Below are 15,849 nucleotides of genomic sequence, written 5' to 3' on the forward strand. Positions count from 1 at the left end.
CCATACGTCATTTCAAAATACCTTCGTGTTTTAATAACCACTCTTTCCTCCATAAACCACCAGCATATCCAACAAGCTTTCCACTCTTTCCTATTACACGGTGACATGGAACAATTATTGAAATTGGATTCCGACTATTTGCCCCTCCTATTGCCCGTACAGCTTTTATATTTCCAACTTTCTCTGCAATATCTAAATATGAAGCACTTACGCCGTATGGAATAGTATAAAGTGCATCCCATACATTTTTTTGAAATGCTGTTCCCTCCGCAGACAGCGGGACCGTAAACTCTTTTCTTTTCCCTTTAAAATATTCATCTAACTCATTTATACATTGTTCTATCATTTCATTTTTATTTTCTTCTTGTCGTTCATCAACAAATATAACAGACGTAATTCCTTCTTGATTCGCTGTAATTTCAAGCAAACCTACTTCGCTTTCATAATAAGCCTGGTACATATGCCATCCTCCAATTCAGTTCATATTAGTCATTGTAACACGAATATACAAAATTTTTCGTATAAGCGTTTTATTAGAGAAACAAAAAAGAGAATGGTAAAATATAAGAAAATTCAATCAAGGAGGCTATTTGATGAATCCCAAGCTTTTTTCACCTTATACAATTAAGAACGTTACACTAAAAAATCGTATCGTTATGTCGCCTATGTGTATGTATTCATCGGGGAATGAGGATGGCAGCGTTACGAATTTTCATCTCATTCATTATGGAACTCGCGCTGCTGGCCAAGTAGGTTTAGTTATGGTTGAAGCAACTGCGGTGTTAGCTGAAGGACGAATTTCTAACAAAGACTTAGGTATTTGGGATGACAACCTAATTGAAGGCTTACATAAAACGACTACTTTTATACATGATAACGGCGCAAAAGCTGCCATTCAACTCGCTCACGCCGGAAGAAAAGCTGAATTAGATACGAATGCTTTCGCTCCTTCTGCAATTCCTTTTAATGATAAGATGAAGATACCAGTAGAAATGAATATACAGCAAATCAAAGAGACTATATTAGCTTTTCAGAGGGCCGCGTTACGTTCAAAACAAGCCGGATTTGATGTTATCGAATTACATGGCGCTCACGGTTACCTTATCAATGAATTCCTATCACCACTTACTAATAAACGAACGGATAAATACGGCGGCTCACCTGAAAACCGCTATCGTTTCTTACGCGAAATTATCGACTCTGTAAATGAAGTTTGGGACGGACCAATATTCGTTCGTATTTCAGCAAATGATTATCACCCTGACGGGCTAACGGTTCAAGATTATGTTCAGTATACAAAGTGGATGAAAGAACAGGGAATAGATTTAATAGATTGTAGTTCTGGCGCAGTTGTACCAGCACATATTGATGTGTATCCCGGTTATCAAGTACAATACGCCAAACATATTAAAGAGCATACTAAGATTGCAACTGGTGCAGTTGGATTGATTACGACTGGGTCACAAGCAGAGCAAATTTTAAATAATAACGAAGCTGATTTAATTTTCATCGGACGTGAGTTACTTCGCAATCCGTACTTCCCGAGAATAGCGGCCAATGAACTTGGCTTTGAATTGCAAGAACCATATCAATACAAGCGAGCACCAGGGAAAATTCATACGAATAAATAAAACCGAGAAATCATTCTTCTCGGTTTTATTTATTCTATCGTTGTAATTTCATTTGAATTATAAGTATGGATACCCGATTCTTCTCGCAGCGCGGTTATATACATACCTTTCGCCACATCTTTAGCTGAAATTGGTTTATACTTTTTGAAAGCCCCTTTAAAAATAAAAGGAATAATACGAGATAACTTTTCAGCCATTTGTTCGCCGAAACGAAATTCTTGTCGATTTCCTACTAATAATGATGGTCTAAAAATGTGAATACCACCGATCACTAACTTTTGCAATTCTTCTTCCATTTTTCCTTTCACTTGTGAATAAAAGAAAAATGATTTAGGATTCGCTCCCATAGAAGACACGACAAGGAAATTTTGTACCCCTTGTTTTTCAGCTAAACAAGCAGCTCGTAACGTATATTCATAATCTACTTTTTTAAAATTTGCTTTTGTTTTTGCTTTTTTTATTGTTGTTCCTAAGCAACTAAAAACATCATCCACAGCAAAGAACTCTTTATATTCCTCTAATACCGAAAAATCAACTTGTTTCTGCTGTAACTTCTCATGTTGCAATTGCATTGGCTCTCTTACAAAAATAGTAACCGAATCGTAGTAATCTGATTCAAGTAATAGACGCGTTATCTCTTGTCCAACTAAACCACTTGCACCAAGTATTAACGCTGTTCGCTTATTCATATATGCATATACCTCTTATTTTACTTTTCTCTCCTTCAGTAAAATACAACCTTTAGGAGTTTCCTGCTCTTATTTTACCACAAGTAAAACACTATGCGTACGCATAGTGCTTTACTCACTCTTTTTTCTCATCTCTCTCTTGTAATTTCGTTATTGTTGTAGCGTCCCCTAAATTACTTATTAATCTTCTTAAAAAAATTAATACGAAAGATAATGGCAATACTACCGCTAATATTAATAAAATAGCTTCCATTAAGTAACCCAAGCGCTCATCCCCCTCTTTACCTCCTTTTCAATATATGAAAACAGCGTTGTCACATATGCATGCATTTGCAAAAATAATACACCTATATTTGACAACTTTATAACAAAAACAAATCGGAATGATTATTATTTATTGCAACTTTATTAAAGATGTATTATACTAAGTTCGCAAACTAAAACGTAATTATTCCGTTTTGTATTAAAATGATATTTTTCTTCTATAATTGGGGAAAATATATCCGTAAAAAAGAAAAGAGGAGAACTTCATGCCTAAAAGATTGACTATATTTTCATTCTTACTTATTTTTACCTTAATTTTCGCTGGCTGCTCAAATAAAAAAGAAAGTAATGCCAAGAAAGATGGAAAGCTAACAGTTTATACAACGATTTTCCCACTTGCTGATTTCGCAAAGAAAATTGGTGGCGACTATGTAAATGTTGAAGCAATTTACCCACCTGGTGCAGATTCACATACATTTGAACCAAGTCAAAAACAAACAGTACAAGTTGCAAAAGCCGATTTATTTGTTTATAACGGCGCTGAATTAGAACCATTTGCTGAAAAAATGGAAAAAACATTACAAAAAGAAAATGTTAAAATTGTAAATGCATCTAAAGGTATTGAGCTTCGTGCTTCTACTGAAGAAGAGCATCATGATCATGGAGATGGCCATAAAGAAGATGAACATCATCACGATAAAGACCCACATGTTTGGTTAGATCCTACTCTAGCAATGAAACAAGCAGAAAAAATTAAAAATGCACTTGTAGAATTACAACCTGAACATAAAAAAGAATTCGAAAAAAACTTTGCAGCACTTCAAACTAAATTTACTGATTTAGACGATGGATTTAAGGCAGCTGTAGCGAACGCAAAAACGAAAGAAATTTTAGTTTCTCATGCTGCCTATGGTTACTGGGAACAACGATACGGCCTAAAACAAATTCCTATCGCTGGAATTTCAGCTTCTGATGAACCATCTCAAAAGCAGCTTGCTGACATTACAAAAACAGTAAAAGAACATAATCTAAAATATATTTTATTCGAAACGTTCTCTACTCCAAAAGTAGCATCCGTAATTCAAAAAGAAACTGGTACAAAAGTTTTACGCTTAAATCACTTAGCTACTATTTCTGAAGATGATGCAAAAAATAATAAAGATTACTTCACTTTAATGGAAGAAAACGTAAATACATTGAAAGAAGCAACAAACTAATCCATTATATTTTCTAGGCAGCTGAATCTGTTATTCAGCTGCCTTTTTATGTATTTATCCTTGACTTGACCAAAATAACAAGTAAAATTATCCATATTAGCTTGAAAGCTATATTAATTTAGAAGGTGAGTTGGAATTATGAATCTTCACATTTGTGAAGTAACAGCAAAAAATTGGCGTTCAGTAGTTGCTTTAGACGTCGCAAAAGACCAGCAACAATTTATTGAAAGTAACGCGTTTTCTTTAGCAGAATCATTATATGAAGGAAACGGAACGTCAGTAGGTTTATATGATGGCGAAACACTTGTAGGATACGCAATGTATGGATGGTATTCAGTAAAACATAAAAGTGTATGGCTCGATCGCTTTATGATTGACCAACAATATCAAGGAAAAGGATACGCAAAACGTTTCCTTCGCTTACTCATTCAATTCTTACAAGAAAAATTTGAATGTAAAATAATTTACTTAAGTTTACATCCAGACAACAAACTTGCAATGGGACTGTATGAATCATTTGGTTTCCGCTTAAATGGGGATATTGATGATGAAGGTCCAGTTGTAGGTGTTGTAATGGAGTTACTAATAGACGAAAATACAAGCCTGTGAAAACAGGCTTTTTATTATACAGTTATCAATTTTTAGTTTCTTTCCCTTATTTAATTCTGTTTTACAATCTAATAGAGTGCTCATAAAAAATAAGCCTACAATTTACGCAGACTTATTTCACACACTCCTCGAAATGTTCTTGGAACCACTCTTTATTAATATCTCTTCCGATAAAAACTACTTCACTTACTCGCTCTTCTCCCTCTTGCCACTCTCTATCGTACGAAGCAGCAAATAACGTATGTACACCTTGGAAAACGATACGTTTATCTACTCCATCTATCGATAAAATTCCTTTGTAACGATATAAATATTCCCCTAGCTCTTGAACGACAGCTGACATCCACTCATTAAGCTTTTGTAAATCCAGCGGACGTTCTTCACGTAATACAAATGATTTCACACCTTCTAAGTGGTTATGTTCTTTATGAGGGTAAATTTGCAACGTATCTTTCGTTTTAAACGTTTGGATTTGTAATAAAGATGGTATATCTACCTCACAGTTAGTCGCCTCAATTAACTTTGCAGTCGGGTTAATTCCTTGAATTTCATGCAAGAGATTTTCTTTCTCATTCTCTTCAATTAAATCTAATTTATTTACTAAAACGACATCAGCAAACGCAATTTGCTCTTTTGCTTCTAATCCTTTTTCAAAATGTTTATGTATATGATAACTATCTACTACCGTTACAACACCGTTAATTTGGTAAGCAGATTGAATGACTGGATCTAAAAAGAATGTTTGAATAATCGGGCCTGGATTTGCAAGGCCAGTCGTTTCAATTACTAAACCATCAAAATCCATTTTCCCTTCCGCTTTTACGTCCAGTAACTGTTTTAAAGCAACGAGTAAATCTTCACGTACAGTACAGCATAAACAGCCATTTGTCATTTCCATAATTTCTTCTTCCACATTCATAATCAACTGATTATCAATGCCAATTTGCCCTATTTCATTTACAATCACCGCTAATTTCTTACCGTGATTTTCTGATAAAATACGATTTAATAATGTCGTTTTCCCCGATCCAAGAAAACCAGTTAATATTGTTACTGGAATCATTTCGTACATCTCCTTCTAGCTATATGTTTCTACATTATAGCATATAGAGAAAATCATTTTTTTAGCAAAACATATTTATTGTATGTACACCCCCCAAACTATATAATAATACGTATTAAGAAAGCCTTTTCAAAATAATAATTATTCATCAAGGGGGTACTTATAATGGAACGAGTTCAAATGAATGAAACGCTAGAATTCTCTCGTATTATTCAAGGATTTTGGCGTTTAGCAGAATGGAATATGACGAAACAAGAATTACTTTCTTTCATTGAAGATTGTATGGATATGGGAATTACTACTTTTGATCACGCTGATATTTACGGCGCATATACATGTGAAGGGTTATTTGGCGAAGCTTTACAATTAAAGCCTTCCTTACGAGAAAACATGCAAATTATTACAAAGTGTGGAATCGCTCCCCCATCACCGAAATTTCCAGAGCGATATGTGGCTCACTACAATACTAGTGCAGAGCATATTATGCAAAGTGTAGAAGCATCACTTAAAAATTTACATACAGATTATATTGACGTATTACTTATTCATCGTCCCGATCCTTTTATGGATCCAAATGAAGTGGCAAAAGCCTTTTCACAATTAAAACAAGAAGGAAAAGTTCGTCACTTCGGTGTATCTAACTTCTTACCTTCACAATTTAATATGTTAAGTTCGTACTTAGATTTCCCGCTTATTACGAACCAAATTGAAGTTTCTGCATTGCAGCTTGAGCATTTTGAAAAAGGGACAATTGATTTATGCCAAGAAAAACGAATCAATCCAATGATTTGGTCACCTCTTGCTGGTGGGGAAATTTTTACTGGTCAATCCGAACGTGCCGTACGTGTACGCGAAACTATGCAAAAAGTTGCTACTGAGCTAGGTGTTTCTAGTATCGATACGGTTATGTATGCTTGGTTACTTGCTCATCCAGCTAATATGATGCCAATCGTTGGCTCTGGTAAATTAGATCGCGTAAAAACGGCCGCTCTTGCTACAAACGTTAACTTAGATCGTCAACAATGGTTTACAATTTTCGAAAGCTCTAATGGACATCCTGTACCATAATACACAAAAAGAAGAGCTGTTTCTTTACAGCTCTTCTTTTTTATATGTATTTCTAGTCATGGCAAATACACACATATCCCTTAATCCATTTCCATCTACCGCAACACTCGCACTTTCTAACGTACCTTCTAACTTAAAGCCTAATTTCTCAGGTATCGCTCTACTCTTCTTATTTAAAGAATCACAACGAATTTCTACACGGTTTGCTTTCAATTCAGAAAAAGCGTAATCCGTTATACCTTTCGCAGCCTCTACCATATAGCCTTTTCCGCTAAACCTTGTATCAATCCAATATCCGATTTCAAATTGAGGTATATCCCAATTAATACGATGTAATCCGGCTGAAGCAATAAATTCACCTGTTTCTTTCGAAAATACTAGTAATCTTAAATCCTCACGTTGCAAAAATTGAATATGTGATTTTCTAATACTTTCTTCTATTTCTTGCTCTGTTTGCTCTTTTTGTGCAAACACCATCCAAGGTTTCAGTTCTTGTATTGAAGCCTGAATTGCATCATATACAACTTTACCATCTCCTGGTTTCGGCATTCGAATAAAAAGCCTGTCAGTATAAAATTCAGAAGGAAAATCGAATAATAACGGATTCACTGTAAACACTCCCCATAATTCTTTTATATATAATAATATCCATCTCAAGTTATATAGTAAAGAATTTTCTGAATTAAAAACCTTTTACTCATTCACTTCCGCCGCTACACGAATTCCAGATTCAATCGCACCTTGAATCCATCCGTGATATAGCGTTGTATGATCTCCAGCGAAGAATATTCTCCCCTCTGGTTTGACAATCGCTGGTTGCAGCTCAGATTCTTGACCTGCTTGAAAAAGTGCAAATCCTCCAAGCGCATACGGATCCAATGTCCAGCTTTTTGATATTCCAGATATAAACTCATCATACACTTGACCACCTAATATTGTTGCTAAGTTGTGTAATGCGTAATAAATACGATCACCTTTCGATAAACCATCCCATAACAATGCGTCATAAGACCATGTATAGCTACCTAACATCATAGCCGGTCCTTTCTCACCAATTCCATAACTTGGATAATAGGCATAACGAATTGGCAAATCTGTTATAATTCTGCCACCTAATTGTCCTTGTTCTTCCCAAAATCGGCTTTTAAATTGAATTCCTATTTTCGTCGCAGGCATATAATGTAATTCACGAATTGCTTTCCATTTTTCATGAGATATAGAATCAAACGGATCTACTTCTACAAAACGCATTGTCGAAAACGGAATGGTAACAATAACTAAATCTCCTGTAATACTGCTATATTCAAAAGTTTCCTCGTTCCGATAGAAAGCTGTCACACCATTATCGTGTTGATGTAACTTCATTAATTTTTGATTATATATAATATTTTCTTCTAATTGCGGTAAAAATGACTTTGGTAATCTATCATTCCCGCCCACAATTTCACAAAATCCGCTCTCCTCTTGCATAATGTATAGAAAGCGTAAAGTCTCTACAAACGACCGTTCCAAAAAACCTTCTAAATCTAATAGAACACCAATCATCTCAATTGTTACTGGCGAAAAGTAAGTATTATACTGATAAGGATGATACTTTAAAAATTGCCCAGTAGAGTATCTTCCAAAATCCTTTACTACAACGTCCCAATTTTTTTCTGGGTTCTTTTTTATAAAATTTATAATGGGCTGTACCGCTAACAATAATAATTCCTCTGACGTTTTTCCAACTTCATTCATTTCCACAGGATATCTTAGAATACTTGGATCTTTTTCATATTGTTTTAACGTCGTTTTCCGTCCATTTACGTATATAATATCCGTCTCATTTCTATTAATAAAAGGTCTCACCTGTAGCCCAAATTTTCTTATATATGTCATCGTTAATGTATGCGAATATGGAATCCTCATTGCTCCAACATCTAAATATAATCCGGTATCTTCCATTCTAACCGTTTCTATACGGCCACCTACCCGGTTATTTGCTTCAAAAATTTTCACATCATGTCCTGCAGCCTTTAATAAAGATGCTGAAACTAATCCAGCCATACCAGCTCCCACTACAATAATTTGTTTTGGATTTGTCGTCTTCTTCAATCCTTTATCTATAACTTTTAACGCTTCATCCATTTCAGTGTTATACATTATATCTTTCTGCACAATTCCACCCCTTACTTCATCAAATGGACGTTAGTGGTTTAGTGCATTTTATTCATACATCCCCATAAACATAACACCATTGCAATTTGAATATTCACTAAAAGTACATAAGAGACAGATTTCATATTTCTTTATGCTTCGTATAATATAGCAACCGCACGAAGGAGTGACTAAAAAATGAAACATACTTATGATTACCACGCTACAAAAAAGCATTTAGAATTAAAGAAACAAAACTTATGTAAAAAACTTAGCAATATGACACTATCTGAAAAAGAACGTGAACAGCTAAAATGTGAAATTGACAACTATGAATATATTTTAAATCTGGTTGAAATGAATCATTATGAACGCGGATTTTCTCATTAAAAGCGGAAATAGGATTATCCGCTTTTCATTTTGAGCATTTCACTACGCATTTTTCATAAGTAAATATATAATAGGATGTACATTAAGATTGAGAGGTATATTCTATGATCAAGTTAAGTGTATTAGACCAATCACCTATTTCAGATGGTAGCACAGCAGCCCAAGCTTTTTCACATACAGTTACGCTTGCACAAGAAGTTGAAAAACTCGGATTCACACGTTTTTGGGTATCCGAACATCATAATTCCGTAAGCTTAGCTGGTTCAAGTCCAGAAATACTTATTTCTCATATTGCCGCGAAAACGGACCGTATTAGAGTCGGTTCAGGTGGTGTTATGTTACCGCATTATAGCCCATATAAAGTTGCTGAGAATTTCCGTGTTCTAGAAGCACTGTATCCGAACCGCATCGATCTCGGTGTTGGTAGAGCTCCTGGTGGTATGCCAATAGCAACTCGCGCACTTCAAGAAGGGAAAATGGTCTCACTTGATCAATATCCAGAACAAATTGCAGACGTTGCAATGTACTTACATGATCAAGTACCAGAAAACCATCACTATGCAAACTTAAAAGCCACTCCAGTTATCCCAACATCTCCTGAAATGTGGATGCTCGGTTCTAGCGGAGAGAGCGCTAAAATTGCTGCAAACAACGGAGCTTCTTTCGCATTTGCGCAATTTATTAATGGCTTTGGAGGCCCTGAAGTTATGAGGGCTTACCAAGAACAATATCAGCCTTCATTTTTAGGAGATAAGCCTAATTCAATCGTTGCCATTTTTGTTATATGCGGAGAAACAAATGAAGAAGCGGAAAAAATTGCTTCTAGTTTAGATTTATCAATCTTATTATTAGAGCAAGGAAAACGAACTACTGGTACACCTTCTATTGAAACTGCTCAAAATTATTCATACAGCGCTTATGATTTATTCCGTATAAAAGAAAATCGTCAACGTATGATTGTTGGTGATCCGTCTTCTGTAAAAGAAAAAATAATAAACTTAAGCAAAGCATACAATACTGACGAATTTATGATTGTCACGATTACTCATCAATTTGAACATAAATTAAAGTCTTATCGCTTATTAGCAAATGCTTTTAATTTATAATTCTAAAAGAGATGCATCACATATGATGCATCTCTTTTCTTACTACTTATTGTTTTCATTTCCTATATATTCAATAGCTTCTTTTAATAGCTCTTCAAAGTTAATAGGATAATCATGATCTAAGTCAGGGACAACTTTATACTTATGTTCTATATTCTTCTCTCTTAATAGTTGTACAAATTGCTGCGTGGATTCGAAACAATCTTCATCTTGATCCCCGCATACTATATATCCTTTTATATGTTTATCCTGCAGCACTCTTAGCAACTCATCCCATTCTTCAATCTCGGGAAGCCATGGTGCCATAAAAACAAAACCATCAACCTCTATATCTTTTTGCAAAATCGTATATAAAGCTACTCTCGCCCCTGCAGAAAAACCACCAATGATTACATTTTCTACTGTATGGTTTTCTATAAACTTATTGTAATGCCCTTTTAATTCTTCTTTCCCTCTCTCTATATCATCCCAAACAAATCCATCTGAAAACTGAATTTGTGAAGACTGTGGTAAAGCTAACGTGTAATCTTGTGTCAAAACTGATTTCCAATATGGCTCTACTATTTGAATATTTTCTTGGTCACCGTGCAATGTAAGTAGTAGATTTCCTTCTTTCTTGCTGTATATATATTTCACATCTGGTCTTTCCTTTTTATGTGCTAATTCTTCTCTTTCATTACATAATTGCACCATTGTATGAAATTCTTCAAATTTATGTAGTGATTTTAAATCTTCGTCGGAAATTAAATACTCATTTCCATACCAGAATCCCTTTTCTATAATAGCCTCTCTCATTAAATGTAATGCTTCTTTTTCAAGTCCCGATGCACTTGCGAGTGCATACTTAAAATTATATATTTGCGCCTCATTCCCTATTACACCTGTAGCGTTTTCCATTATATAATTGTACGCTTCAAAACTTCCTTTATTTGCATAACAACGTAACGTTTCATTTAATAATTGAATGTAAGTCATGCTATTTTTCATGTACCAATTCCCCCGAAACCTTTTATAATATTTTTTGCGAATCTTTATACCACTTTGTATAACCCACGCTAACAATACCTTATTCTCAAAATGATGCTTAATAGTTACTCTTCCCTGTCCAATACATTTAGTATAAATAATAATAGACTGAAAAATCAATATTTTAAAAAACAAAAAAAGACAACAATATATGTATTGTTGTTTTCATTACATCTACCCGCTCTTTTGTTTTTTTCTATCTGGTTTACTTGAAACTAAATAATGTTTTTCTGAAATATATAAGTCTCTTTTTAAGCTACGATTTAAGTAAGGTCCTAGCTTCATTCCGCATATGAGGCGATCTTCGCTACCTTCAACAATTGGGAACATTTCTTTTTCTGTTACGTATTGGTCTACTGCTTTTTGTACGACATCAATTTCTTTCACTAGGCTTAAATTTTCTGCTGTATGTTCAAATACCTCAAGCGTTTCCTTCGTTATGAGAAAATCATTTGTTGGAAATGCAGGTAAATACGGTTTTAACAAATCATAATTTACTGTATAATCTTCATTTACTAATACTGTATAAACGATATTAGCATTCGTTTCTAAAAACTGAGCCATCGCTTGTTCTAATTCATCTTTCGTAATTTCCCGCTCTTCTTTTCCAGTTCTGAAAAAGCGAAACATCGCATCGCCTCCTTTTTACTATATTATAGCATAAAAGAAAACTGAAAAATCATAAAAAAACCCATTGAAATAATTTTTCAATGGGTTTCTATTATATTTATCGTTATTTTAAGAATGCACTTAGCATCCATACATGCTGTTCTAATGTTGTATGAATTGCTAACAGCATGTCAGCTGATGTTTCATCACCAGCTTCACCTGCAACTTCCATACCTTCTTTTAATTCTTGAATAAGTGCAGAATAATCATTCACTAATGTTTGCACCATTTCTTCTGCAGATTCTTTGCTTGTCCCTTCGCTGACACTAGATGTTGCGAGATATTCTTTCATTGTCGCTAATGGTTTACCTTCTAAAGCTAAAATACGTTCTGCTAACTCATCAATATACGTTCCAGCCTCATTATAAAACTCTTCAAATTTCTCATGTAATGTAAAGAAGTGTGGCCCTGTCACATACCAGTGATAATTATGTAGTTTAACATATAACACATTCCAGTTTGCTACCTGCTTGTTTAATACTTCAACAACATTTGTTTTCGTACTCATACAATCACTCCTCTTATCATTTTGTAATGTTTATCTTTTAATAACCTAATTACATTTTACCATACATTCCCTTTCCTTTCGAACAATTGGCTTATATGTAACAAAGTTTTAACACCTTTAATGCTTCCCTAATATCATTAAATTCATGTATTTTTTCAAACACTTCATACGTCTAATTGTCCAAGCTCATACATATGCATAATAGTACATCAAGCTCATCATAGTAGAAAGAGGGATAACATGGACAATCAACAATGGCAAGTAGCAAAGAAAGTAGCCGCTACTTATATCGGAACTGTCGTTGGAGCTGGATTTGCTACTGGACGAGAAATTGTTGAATTTTTCACAGTGAATGGATTATACGGGACAATTGGCATATGTGTAAGTGGATTTTTTTTTATTTGGCTTGGCACAAAGATGATGTTACTTTCATCACAAATCGGGGCATTTTCAGCGCAAGAATTTAACAAATATTTATTTGGGGATGTATTTGGGAATGTTGTAAACACATTATTATTACTCGTTTTATTCGGCGTAACGAGCGTTATGTTATCAGGGGCTGGTGCAGTATTTGAAGAGCAACTTCGCTTACCAAGACAACTCGGTATTCTTATTACAGTTATCGCTTGTCTTATTATAAGTAGCCGCGGATTACAAGGTGTTTTTGAAGTAAATACACTTGTCGTACCTATTATGATGATTTTTATTATCGGACTTGCTATTACAACCTTTTTTCACGGTACACCTTCCATTAATAACACTATTCCTGCAGAGAACTGGAATATGAAATGGATTACTAGCCCTATTACATATGTCGCCTTAAATCTTTCTCTCGCCCAAAGTGTTCTCGTCCCATTAGCCAGTGAAGTAAGAGATCGAAAAGCTATTTTTTGGGGTGGGATTTTGGGTGGTGCTGGACTTTCTTTAATTTTATTATGCAGCCATTTAGCAATCTTATCAGTCGATCAATTTTACCAATATAACATCCCAATGGCTGAAGTCATAAGAAGATTTAATGCAACTTTTCACTTCTTTTTCGTTCTCATTATTTTCGGTGAAGTTTTCACAACTTTAGTTGGTAATGTGTTCGGAATGACAAAACAGATGCAATCTATTACTGGGTGGAAAAATAACAATATTATTTTCTTCATTTTACTAATTAGTTATTGCTTTAGCTACATCGGTTACAGTGACTTACTTCACATTCTATATCCTATCATCGGATGGGTAAGTATTGTTATACTGCCAATCATTGCGTTTAAACAACTTCAAAAAACATAAAAAAGCATCCATGTTATTGGATGCTTTTTTATGCTCATTCACAATCATCACATACTTCCCAGTACGGTCCCATTTCTAATGCTAAATATGGCTTTAACTGCAACCGAATCATTCGACTAGGCATGCGCTCTAAAACAAATTGAATACCTTCTTCATCTTCGTCTAATTCAACTTTTGAAATCGCAATTCTTTGCATAGTCGTAATGGGAATTCCATCTTTATATAAAGTGATTTTCACCTCATCGTATTCATTAAAATATAATTCGACACTCATTTGATTTTTCAGTATTTCATCAACAATTTTAAATGTATTATTTTGTTCTTGGATTATATATTTCCATCCGCCTCTATCTTCTTTCGGAGCTGTTTGAAATAATGTCTCCAAATCCTCGTATAGCATAAGATAACCCCTCTCTTACTAAAAAACGATGAGTATTTTATATACCCTTTATCTCTATCACTATCCATAGCTATTGTACCATATATCAACGTTCTTACCGTATTCATTTGCTTCATACATACTTATAAAATAACTAATTCTATCTCCATTATTATGTATATTACCTCATTACTCCATACACTCTTACAAGTTCAAATAACGACAGACTTTAATCCATGTAAATATTGTCTACTCTCTGCTTTTATTAGCTCACAGCATTCACACTTTTACATATAGTAAGACTACCACAAATAAAAAAGGAGAGTGACTTATACCACTCCCCTCAAAAGACCTTCCCTATAGCTGCTAAAACTAATACGATTATTAAAATTGCAAATAATAATGAGACAATGAAACTAAAAATAGGTAACGCTTTCTTTTCATTCTTCTTAAATAGTAACTTTAAACTAAGAAAAATATTTACTGGTACAAATATAAAATAAAAATATTTAACAATTTGCACCGAGCTATTCGAAAGTGTTTTTAATATAAACACTTCAATTAGAAAAACAATAAAAAATGAAATACTTAGCCAAAATGAGACGTAACTAAGCCAAGAATGTCTTTTTGTCCCCCAATACACTCCCATAATACTCTCCTTTTATTTGTATTCTATACGTTAATAATTATACACAAAGCTAACAAATACCTCTATTTTTCGACAAACATTATGCAAAATACCATTTTAAACGTCATAAAGGAAGTTTACATCTCCATTTGATTTTACACAATAAAACAGACTACCCTCTATTGGCATAATGCTACTAGAGGTAGTCTGTTCTCTATTAGACTTTAAATCTGTCAATTAGTCCTTGCAACTCTTCAGCCATTTGAGATAACGTGCCTGCTGCAGATCCAATTTCCTCCATCGAAGCTAGCTGTTCTTCAGCTGAAGCCGCAACATTTTGTGTGCTTGTCGCATTATTTTGTGCTGTCATTGCAATTTGTCCTACCGAAATAGATACTTCATTTGCCCCTTTTGACATTCCATTAGCCGTTTCAACCATCGTCTTAATTTGATTAGCTATTTCATTTGTAGATTGTAAGATTTCAGCAAAGTTTTGCTTCGTTTCATTTGCGATAACAAGTCCAGATTGAACTTCCTCATTTACATGATTCATAGATTTGACTGTCTTACCCATATCATCTTGTATTTCACATATTAATTTACTAATTTCACTAGAAGATACGCTAGACTGCTCTGCCAATTTACGCACTTCATCTGCAACAATTGCGAAACCTCTTCCATGCTCACCGGCTCTTGCGGCTTCAATCGCCGCATTTAGAGCTAGAAGGTTTGTTTGATCTGCAATATTTTGAATTACTTCTAAAATATCACCAATTTGTTTTGATTTATTATTTAGTAATTGTATAACTGCATCTGATTGTGAAACCGATTCTGCAATAGACTGCATCTGGTTTACTGTTCTTCCTACTAGTTTCCCACCATCTTCTGCTTTTTCACGAGTATGTGCAGAAGCCGTATTAATAGATGATGAACTATTTGCTACATGTTGAATTCCTTCCGTTACATCAAACAGTAACATAGCGCCATTTTCTACGCTTGTTGTTTGCGTCGTTGCCCCACTTGATATTTCATCCATTGCGATTGTGATTTGCTCAGTCGCTTCACTTGCTTGCCTTACACTTGCAGTTAACTCTTCTGATGCCGCTGCAACATGCCCAGCTGAATCGTTAATTCTTCCAATTAACGTCCGTAACGAATTCGTCATCTCATTAAAACCTTTAGCAA

19 protein-coding genes are annotated in these 15,849 nt (G+C 34.4%); 7 read left to right on the top strand and 12 right to left on the bottom strand.

The window, feature by feature from the left end; translation table 11 throughout:
* Positions 1 to 7: 7 nt before the first annotated feature.
* Positions 8 to 460 (bottom strand): methylated-DNA--[protein]-cysteine S-methyltransferase, encoded by a 453-nt coding sequence (locus IQ781_RS05590; RefSeq protein ID WP_000283912.1) that lies wholly within the window; start codon positions 458 to 460, stop codon positions 8 to 10.
* A 133-nt stretch (positions 461 to 593) separates the two neighbouring features.
* On the opposite strand from IQ781_RS05590, the gene namA reads away from it, so the two are divergent.
* Positions 594 to 1,631: an NADPH dehydrogenase NamA gene (gene namA / locus IQ781_RS05595; RefSeq protein ID WP_001068416.1), complete on the top strand. Its 1,038-nt coding sequence runs from the start codon at positions 594 to 596 to the stop codon at positions 1,629 to 1,631.
* A gap of 29 nt (positions 1,632 to 1,660) precedes the next feature.
* Here namA and IQ781_RS05600 read toward each other — a convergent pair whose 3' ends face one another.
* Both IQ781_RS05600 and IQ781_RS05605 read right to left on the bottom strand, forming a co-directional pair.
* Positions 1,661 to 2,320 (bottom strand): oxidoreductase, encoded by a 660-nt coding sequence (locus IQ781_RS05600; RefSeq protein ID WP_001042735.1) that lies wholly within the window; start codon positions 2,318 to 2,320, stop codon positions 1,661 to 1,663.
* A gap of 115 nt (positions 2,321 to 2,435) precedes the next feature.
* Positions 2,436 to 2,585, bottom strand: a complete 150-nt coding sequence (locus IQ781_RS05605; RefSeq protein ID WP_000540932.1) for a hypothetical protein — start codon at positions 2,583 to 2,585, stop codon at positions 2,436 to 2,438.
* Positions 2,586 to 2,850: 265 nt separating this feature from the next.
* Between IQ781_RS05605 and IQ781_RS05610 the strand changes: the two genes are divergently transcribed.
* Positions 2,851 to 3,801: a metal ABC transporter substrate-binding protein gene (locus tag IQ781_RS05610; protein WP_001126148.1), complete on the top strand. Its 951-nt coding sequence runs from the start codon at positions 2,851 to 2,853 to the stop codon at positions 3,799 to 3,801.
* A gap of 138 nt (positions 3,802 to 3,939) precedes the next feature.
* On the top strand, positions 3,940 to 4,410 hold the full coding sequence (locus tag IQ781_RS05615) for a GNAT family N-acetyltransferase (protein ID WP_001048677.1): 471 nt from the start codon (positions 3,940 to 3,942) through the stop codon (positions 4,408 to 4,410).
* Positions 4,411 to 4,522: 112 nt separating this feature from the next.
* Here the strand turns inward: IQ781_RS05615 and IQ781_RS05620 are convergent, their stop codons facing one another.
* Positions 4,523 to 5,473, bottom strand: a complete 951-nt coding sequence (locus IQ781_RS05620; RefSeq protein ID WP_000613422.1) for a CobW family GTP-binding protein — start codon at positions 5,471 to 5,473, stop codon at positions 4,523 to 4,525.
* A gap of 165 nt (positions 5,474 to 5,638) precedes the next feature.
* Between IQ781_RS05620 and IQ781_RS05625 the strand changes: the two genes are divergently transcribed.
* A complete protein-coding gene (locus tag IQ781_RS05625; RefSeq protein ID WP_000442816.1) occupies positions 5,639 to 6,541 on the top strand; it encodes an aldo/keto reductase in 903 nt (300 codons plus the stop codon).
* A 24-nt stretch (positions 6,542 to 6,565) separates the two neighbouring features.
* On the opposite strand, the gene IQ781_RS05630 is transcribed toward IQ781_RS05625, so the two are convergent.
* A complete protein-coding gene (locus tag IQ781_RS05630) occupies positions 6,566 to 7,150 on the bottom strand; it encodes a GNAT family N-acetyltransferase (protein WP_001068745.1) in 585 nt (194 codons plus the stop codon).
* Between the two features lie 84 nt (positions 7,151 to 7,234).
* Positions 7,235 to 8,698 (bottom strand): flavin monoamine oxidase family protein, encoded by a 1,464-nt coding sequence (locus tag IQ781_RS05635; protein ID WP_001168128.1) that lies wholly within the window; start codon positions 8,696 to 8,698, stop codon positions 7,235 to 7,237.
* A gap of 177 nt (positions 8,699 to 8,875) precedes the next feature.
* On the opposite strand from IQ781_RS05635, the gene IQ781_RS05640 reads away from it, so the two are divergent.
* Together IQ781_RS05640 and IQ781_RS05645 are read left to right on the top strand one after the other, a co-directional pair.
* Positions 8,876 to 9,067 (top strand): DUF3896 family protein, encoded by a 192-nt coding sequence (locus IQ781_RS05640; protein ID WP_000683364.1) that lies wholly within the window; start codon positions 8,876 to 8,878, stop codon positions 9,065 to 9,067.
* A 104-nt stretch (positions 9,068 to 9,171) separates the two neighbouring features.
* Positions 9,172 to 10,173, top strand: a complete 1,002-nt coding sequence (locus tag IQ781_RS05645; RefSeq protein WP_000594045.1) for an LLM class flavin-dependent oxidoreductase — start codon at positions 9,172 to 9,174, stop codon at positions 10,171 to 10,173.
* 42 nt (positions 10,174 to 10,215) lie between these two features.
* Here the strand turns inward: IQ781_RS05645 and IQ781_RS05650 are convergent, their stop codons facing one another.
* The 3 genes from IQ781_RS05650 to IQ781_RS05660 all read right to left on the bottom strand — a co-directional run bounded on the left by IQ781_RS05650 (position 10,216) and on the right by IQ781_RS05660 (position 12,376).
* On the bottom strand, positions 10,216 to 11,160 hold the full coding sequence (locus IQ781_RS05650) for an alpha/beta hydrolase (RefSeq protein WP_000798324.1): 945 nt from the start codon (positions 11,158 to 11,160) through the stop codon (positions 10,216 to 10,218).
* 213 nt (positions 11,161 to 11,373) lie between these two features.
* Positions 11,374 to 11,829, bottom strand: a complete 456-nt coding sequence (locus IQ781_RS05655; RefSeq protein WP_000488210.1) for a DUF3939 domain-containing protein — start codon at positions 11,827 to 11,829, stop codon at positions 11,374 to 11,376.
* 103 nt (positions 11,830 to 11,932) lie between these two features.
* Positions 11,933 to 12,376, bottom strand: a complete 444-nt coding sequence (locus tag IQ781_RS05660; protein WP_000105199.1) for a Dps family protein — start codon at positions 12,374 to 12,376, stop codon at positions 11,933 to 11,935.
* A 240-nt stretch (positions 12,377 to 12,616) separates the two neighbouring features.
* Between IQ781_RS05660 and IQ781_RS05665 the strand changes: the two genes are divergently transcribed.
* Positions 12,617 to 13,657 (top strand): YkvI family membrane protein, encoded by a 1,041-nt coding sequence (locus IQ781_RS05665; protein WP_000370205.1) that lies wholly within the window; start codon positions 12,617 to 12,619, stop codon positions 13,655 to 13,657.
* Positions 13,658 to 13,691: 34 nt separating this feature from the next.
* Here IQ781_RS05665 and IQ781_RS05670 read toward each other — a convergent pair whose 3' ends face one another.
* The 3 genes from IQ781_RS05670 to IQ781_RS28400 form a co-directional block, all read right to left on the bottom strand.
* On the bottom strand, positions 13,692 to 14,057 hold the full coding sequence (locus IQ781_RS05670; RefSeq protein WP_000965068.1) for a DUF3979 family protein: 366 nt from the start codon (positions 14,055 to 14,057) through the stop codon (positions 13,692 to 13,694).
* A 322-nt stretch (positions 14,058 to 14,379) separates the two neighbouring features.
* Positions 14,380 to 14,685, bottom strand: a complete 306-nt coding sequence (locus tag IQ781_RS05675) for a hypothetical protein (RefSeq protein WP_000539569.1) — start codon at positions 14,683 to 14,685, stop codon at positions 14,380 to 14,382.
* Positions 14,686 to 14,881: 196 nt separating this feature from the next.
* Positions 14,882 to 15,829 carry a methyl-accepting chemotaxis protein gene (locus IQ781_RS28400; RefSeq protein ID WP_406566133.1) on the bottom strand — a complete coding sequence of 316 codons (948 nt, stop codon included), beginning with the start codon at positions 15,827 to 15,829 and terminating at the stop codon, positions 14,882 to 14,884.
* Positions 15,830 to 15,849 lie beyond the last annotated feature (20 nt).

Origin of the sequence: Bacillus sp. N447-1 (genome assembly GCF_022701035.1) — a bacterium.
In the GTDB taxonomy this organism is placed as follows: Bacteria; Bacillota; Bacilli; order Bacillales; family Bacillaceae_G; genus Bacillus_A; species Bacillus_A cereus.